Annotated in this window: 3 protein-coding genes; all 3 read left to right on the top strand. The window is 67.9% G+C overall.

Going from position 1 to position 1066, the window contains the following annotated elements:
- The first annotated feature begins 48 nt into the window (after positions 1 to 48).
- A complete protein-coding gene (gene trxA / locus ACFRAC_RS36820) occupies positions 49 to 507 on the top strand; it encodes a thioredoxin (RefSeq protein WP_382939817.1) in 459 nt (152 codons plus the stop codon).
- 6 nt (positions 508 to 513) lie between these two features.
- The gene (locus ACFRAC_RS36815; RefSeq protein WP_382939814.1) at positions 514 to 777 is read left to right on the top strand and encodes a UBP-type zinc finger domain-containing protein; all 264 of its coding nucleotides are present in this window, start codon (positions 514 to 516) and stop codon (positions 775 to 777) included.
- Positions 777 to 1066: cyclic nucleotide-binding domain-containing protein (locus tag ACFRAC_RS36810; RefSeq protein ID WP_382939810.1), on the top strand; the 290-nt coding region annotated here is incomplete at its 3' end. The genes ACFRAC_RS36815 and ACFRAC_RS36810, both read left to right, overlap by 1 nt.

Raw genomic sequence — 1066 nt, 5'->3', positions numbered from 1 at the left:
GGTCGTCACCTACGACCAGCCCGACAACGACAAGGGAGCGCAAGCGGCATGAGCACCCTGCAGGCGACGACCGTCAAGTGCCCCAACTGCGGGCGGACCAACCGGATACCCGTGGCCGCGGAAGGCCGCCCCAAGTGCGGCAACTGCAAACAGCCCCTGCCGTGGATGGTCGACGCGGGCGACGACGACTTCGCCGAGGTCGCCGAGCAGGCCGACGTCCCCGTCGTCGTCGACCTGTGGGCCACCTGGTGCGGGCCCTGCCGCATGGTCAGCCCCGCCCTGGAGAAAGTCGCCACCGACCTCGCCGGCCAGATCAAACTCGTCAAGGTCGACGTCGACAAGAACCCACGACTCTCCCAGCGCTTCGAAGTCCAGGCAGTACCCACGCTGCTGATCCTCGACCACGGCAAGACCCTCGCCCGGCAGGCAGGAGCCGCACCCGCCCCCGTCCTGCGCCAGTGGGTGCAACAGTCGATCGCCGGCCGTGAACCGGCCGGGAAAGAGTGAACAGCCATGACCGTAGGAATTGACCCCCACCTCGCACTCGTCCGGCCGGTCGAGCCACTGACCCCCGAAGGGTGTCAGGAGTGCCTGATCATCGGCTCCCCATGGGTCCACCTCAGGCTCTGCCTGACCTGCGGCCACGTCGGCTGCTGCGACTCCTCACCGAACAAGCACGCACACAAGCACGCCGACGCCGTCGCCCACCCCATCGTGCAGTCCTTCCAACCCGGCGAGGACTGGCGCTGGTGCTACGTCCACGAGGCGTTCGTCTGATGTCCGGCAACCAGACGCGACAGGGCGAAGAACCGGTCCAGGGGAACTCGGACGAGGCAGCCTTCTGGGAGACCCCGGACGTCTACGGCGCCTATCCGCGCCTGTCGGAGGACCAGATAGCGCGTCTTGCGGAGCACGGGCAACGCCGGAACACGGCTCCGAACGAAGTGCTGATCCGGGAGGGGGAGCCGTGTGAGACGTTCTACGTCGTCCTCAGTGGCTCGGTCGCCATCGTCGAGGACTACGGCACCCCCGAGGAACACGTACTGCGCGTGCACGGCCCCGGCCG

The organism is Streptomyces sp. NPDC056628, from assembly GCF_042792555.1.
GTDB lineage: Bacteria > Actinomycetota > Actinomycetes > Streptomycetales > Streptomycetaceae > Streptomyces.
This window is presented reverse-complemented; position numbering and strand designations above follow the sequence as displayed.